Annotated in this window: 8 protein-coding genes; 5 read left to right on the top strand and 3 right to left on the bottom strand. The window is 55.6% G+C overall.

Translation table 11 applies throughout. The annotated features are described in order from the left end of the window. Positions 1-206 precede the first annotated feature (206 nt). Positions 207-692, top strand: coding sequence for an MbeB family mobilization protein (locus tag INF61_RS02420; RefSeq protein WP_012782630.1), 486 nt, complete (start codon positions 207-209; stop codon positions 690-692). 3 nt (positions 693-695) lie between these two features. Next, the gene (locus tag INF61_RS02415) at positions 696-905 is read left to right on the top strand and encodes an MbeD family mobilization/exclusion protein (protein ID WP_001632067.1); all 210 of its coding nucleotides are present in this window, start codon (positions 696-698) and stop codon (positions 903-905) included. A 529-nt stretch (positions 906-1,434) separates the two neighbouring features. On the opposite strand, the gene INF61_RS02410 is transcribed toward INF61_RS02415, so the two are convergent. Together INF61_RS02410 and INF61_RS02405 are read right to left on the bottom strand one after the other, a co-directional pair. Continuing rightward, entirely contained in the window at positions 1,435-1,662 is a 228-nt protein-coding gene (locus tag INF61_RS02410; protein ID WP_000719360.1) for a YgdI/YgdR family lipoprotein, read from the bottom strand. Between the two features lie 21 nt (positions 1,663-1,683). Continuing rightward, on the bottom strand, positions 1,684-1,917 hold the full coding sequence (locus INF61_RS02405) for a YgdI/YgdR family lipoprotein (protein WP_001036746.1): 234 nt from the start codon (positions 1,915-1,917) through the stop codon (positions 1,684-1,686). A gap of 81 nt (positions 1,918-1,998) precedes the next feature. Here INF61_RS02405 and INF61_RS02400 point away from each other — a divergent pair, with 81 nt between their 5' ends. After that, a complete protein-coding gene (locus INF61_RS02400; RefSeq protein ID WP_079839079.1) occupies positions 1,999-2,268 on the top strand; it encodes a hypothetical protein in 270 nt (89 codons plus the stop codon). 236 nt (positions 2,269-2,504) lie between these two features. On the opposite strand, the gene INF61_RS23090 is transcribed toward INF61_RS02400, so the two are convergent. Next, complete coding sequence (locus INF61_RS23090; RefSeq protein ID WP_032670878.1) at positions 2,505-2,663, bottom strand: hypothetical protein; 159 nt, start codon at positions 2,661-2,663, stop codon at positions 2,505-2,507. 638 nt (positions 2,664-3,301) lie between these two features. Between INF61_RS23090 and INF61_RS02395 the strand changes: the two genes are divergently transcribed. After that, on the top strand, positions 3,302-3,625 hold the full coding sequence (locus INF61_RS02395) for a MobC family plasmid mobilization relaxosome protein (RefSeq protein WP_001555769.1): 324 nt from the start codon (positions 3,302-3,304) through the stop codon (positions 3,623-3,625). After that, a partial coding sequence (locus INF61_RS02390; RefSeq protein WP_193547495.1) for a relaxase/mobilization nuclease domain-containing protein occupies positions 3,615-4,102 on the top strand: 488 nt, incomplete at its 3' end. The genes INF61_RS02395 and INF61_RS02390, both read left to right, overlap by 11 nt.

Genomic DNA, 4,102 nt, shown 5'->3' with positions numbered 1-4,102 from the left:
CGCGCTGCCGGAAACGAAGCAGGAAGCCGCTCAGGCGATTACGCGGGGTTTACTGGCCTTAGCCTCGTCCGGGGAGCTGAAAACGCGTCAGGACGTCACTGAGGCGCTGGAAAGCGCAGGTTTTGAGGTGGTTCGCACCACAAAAAGCAGCATCAGCATTGCCGACCCGGACGGGGGGCGAAACATCCGACTGAAGGGAGCCATCTATGAACAGTCTTTTAACGCTGGCGAAGGACTTAGAGCAGAAATCGAAAGTGCAGCAGCAGACTACCGGCGAGATGCTGAAAGCCGCATTCAGCGAGCACGAGAAGTCTGTCAGAGCGGAACTGAACGAAAGCGAGAAGAGAATCAGCGCCGCCATCCACGACCACGACCGGATGCTGTCCTCAGCCATGAGCCAGCGTACGAAAGGGATGCTGCGCATGGTCAGCCAGACGTGGCTGACCATCGTCCTGGTCTCCGTGCTGCTGATAGCCTCAAGTGCGGGCATTCTATGGTGGCAGGGGCAGCAGATACTCGACAATTACACGACCATCCGGGAGCAGAAGAGCACGCAGGCCATGCTGTCCGAGAGGAACAGCGGCGTGCAGCTCACGACCTGCGGAGAGGAACGACGCCGCTGCGTGAGGGTGAACCCGGACGCGGGACGGTTCGGAGAGGATTCGAGCTGGATGATACTGGCGGGGAAATAGCACATGACGGAACTGGAAAAACAGTTGCTGAGCGCATTAGAGCAGCTACAGCAGGACTACTCGAAAAGGCTGGACGAGTGGGAGAGCGCCTTCGCGGAATGGCGGACGATGTGTGGTCTTATGCAACGGGAGAACGCAGCGCTGAGCGAGCGCGTCACGGACTTGAGCACGCAGGTGCTGAGTTTAAGCGAGCAGCTGCGCCGGTTGTCGTAAGGCTGAACGACATCGAGGCACACCGGGAGCAGGAGCGCGCAGCGCAGCACCAGAAAGCGCTGGAGCTGGAACGATCGCAGCGTCAGCAGGAGTATGACGGTCCGTCGCTGTGATAACCGGATAAAACGGGGCTTTCATTGAGGATCTGCGCCGAAACCCGGTGCCATTCACCCGGCTGCATGGCTATGCAGTCGGGTGAGATTTATCAGGCGCAGAATGCACGGTTTGCGGGGTGGTTTACTGTCGGTTTTGCAGGACTGACGCCGCATTCGCGCTGAACCCGTCCGGAGAGGTGCGGGCAAGGGATGTTATGGTAAAAGCATGATGCCTGGCGGGTACGGAAAAATTGTGGCGACCGAGCCTGCAGACGCAAAAATCCGGCCCATACTTATTCGTCTCCTTCATCAGGAATGCAGTACTATCCAGCCACTGCAGGTATTTGGCCCCCAGCGGGGGCTTTTTTTGCCTGTTGTTGGGGCAGATAAAGAAAAGGGCCGCATTAGCGGCCCTTTTCGGAGAGAGCGATGCCTCAATGCGGAATTTCAGAGACTTCTTTAACGTCGGCTTTATTGATCTGCTGTTTGACACCATTTGCGTCTTTATAGCCCAGCAGGCCTGAGTCTGATTCTGTAGGCTTGCCGTCGCTGACAATTGTACGCCCGTCGTTGGTGTGGATGGCATAGCTTGTGCGCGTGCAGCCGGTTAGGGCTGAAAGCGCAACTGCCGCTGCGAACACTGAAACAAAAATCTTTTTCAAAGCCAGCTCCTTTTATCCGTATCAGTTGTCTAGTTCACTCATGTTGGTAATTTTGTCACGGTTGATCTGTTCGGTTCGGCCTGTATGGGCATCTTTGTAGGATACTAATCCCGTATCACTGTCAACTTTGGGTTTGCCGTCTGTAACGATAGTGCGATCATCTGTGGTTTTTATTTCTTGGTTTGAAGAACATCCAGCAGCGGCAAAGGTCACCAACGCGACCATCATGGCCGCCAACAGCGTTTTTTTATTCATAATAGGTTCCCTGCTTAAAGGTAAAGTGGATATGGTCACTAACCATCTAAGTATAGGTCGTTTTTTCATGCGAAAAGAGGATTGAATGGACAAGAATTTCGATTATTGCTGACAGAGCATGGAGAAAAAGAGGCTGTTTTACTGTTCGGAAAGAAATCTTTTGTTGCCGTGCCAGATACGCAGAACCTTTATGGTGGGTGTTATTACCTTTATTTAGAGGATGCTCACAAGAACGAGCTTTTAATTGAGTTAAACGAAAGTGATTTATACCCCGGTGGCGCAATAGAACTTCAACACAACGGCGGTCGGAAGATTCATTGCGAGATACTAAAAGTAAGGTGGAGTCGTTAACTCAAGTAATGTTTCCTAAGTATGTTGATAGGCAAACATAGTGGTAGTTAGTCTCTCTGAGTAAATGATCTTCTTGTGATCCTGTCGTTACAGTCGTAATCTCTTGCTCTGAAAACGAAAAAACCACCTGGGGAGGTGGTTTGATCGAAGGTTAAGTCAGTTGGGGAACTGCTTAACCAGGTAACTGGGTATACGAGACCGCAGAAACCAAAACTGTTCTTTCAGTGTAGCCTCTCTCAGGCCCATACTTCAAGACCTCTTAATTTGTCTCTCGTATACCTCCAGTTACTAATGGCTGCTGCCAGTAGCGATTTTTCGTGTCTTTCCGGGTTGGACTCAAGACGATAGTTACCGGATAAGGCGCAGCAGTCGGACTGAACGGGGGGTTCGTGCATACAGTCAATCCTGGAGCGAACTGCCTTCGCGGAACTGAGTGTCAGGCGTGGAATGAGAAACCGCGGCCATAACAGCGGAATGACACCGGTAAACCGAAAGGCAGGAATGCGGGGGAGCACGAGGGAGCCATCAGGGGGAAACGCCTGGTATCTTTAAGCCGCATCGGGTTTCGCCACCACTGATTTGAGCGTCAGATTCTGTGATGCTTGTCAGGGGGGCGGAGCCTATGGAAAACCGGCAGCGGCGCATCCTTTCTTCCCCTCCTGCATTCACGTATTTCCCCGCCACGTCTTTATCCGTGAGTCCGTACCGCTCGCCGCAGCCGAACGACCGAGCGTAGCGAGTCAGTGAGCGAGGAAGCGGAATATCCACCGGGACAGGCATCAGCCTCTTACGCACCTGAGCCTCATCTCACAGTTTTCATGACTGACTATTTCATCCCGATTCCCGTCGTGCCACCATAGTAAGCCAGTATACACTCCGCTAGCGCTACGTGACTGGTTCAGGGCTGCGCCCCGAAACCCGCTAAATGCCACTGACGCGCCTGCGGCTTGCCCAACACCGCGCCGACCGGGAAAAGATTTCCCGCCCGTCCCGGCGTTATCAGGAGGCCGGATTGGCAGACAAACGCAGCAAAATGCTCACGATGTGGGTAACAGAAGATGAGCACCGCCGTCTGCTGGAACGCTGCGACGGTAAACAGCTCGCGGCCTGGATGCGGCAGACGTGCCTGGACGAGAAGCCCGCCCGGGCCGGCAAACTTCCCTCGATCTCGCCGGCGCTGCTTCGTCAGCTTGCCGGCATGGGGAACAACCTCAACCAGATTGCCCGCCAGGTTAACGCCGGTGGCAGTAGCGGTCTCGACCGCGTGCAGGTCGTCGCCGCGCTGATGGCCATCGATGCCGGACTCGAGCGGCTGCGGCATGCCGTACTGGAAAAGGGGGCTGACGATGATCGTTAAGTTTCATCCCCGGGGACGCGGAGGCGGTGCCGGCCCGGTTGATTATCTGCTGGGGAAAGACCGCCAGCGCGACGGTGCCAGCGTTCTTCAGGGGAAGCCGGAGGAAGTCCGGGAGCTTATCGACGCCTCGCCCTACGCCAAAAAGTACACCTCCGGGGTGCTGTCCTTTGCCGAACAGGACTTACCGCCCGGGCAGCGTGAAACGCTGATGGCGAGCTTCGAGCGGGTTCTGATGCCCGGACTCGATAAAGACCAGTACAGCGTGCTGTGGGTTGAGCACCGGGACAAGGGGCGGCTGGAGCTGAACTTCCTGATCCCGAACACGGAGCTGCTGACCGGCAAACGGCTCCAGCCATACTATGACCGCGCCGACCGTCCTCGCATTGATGCCTGGCAGACCATCGTGAACGGCAGTCTGGGGCTGCACGACCCGAACGCGCCGGAAAACCGGCGGGCACTGGTCACGCCGTCCGCGCT

The sequence above is a fragment of the Enterobacter cloacae complex sp. P18RS genome (assembly GCF_014982105.1).
GTDB lineage: Bacteria > Pseudomonadota > Gammaproteobacteria > Enterobacterales > Enterobacteriaceae > Enterobacter > Enterobacter hormaechei_C.
This window is presented reverse-complemented; position numbering and strand designations above follow the sequence as displayed.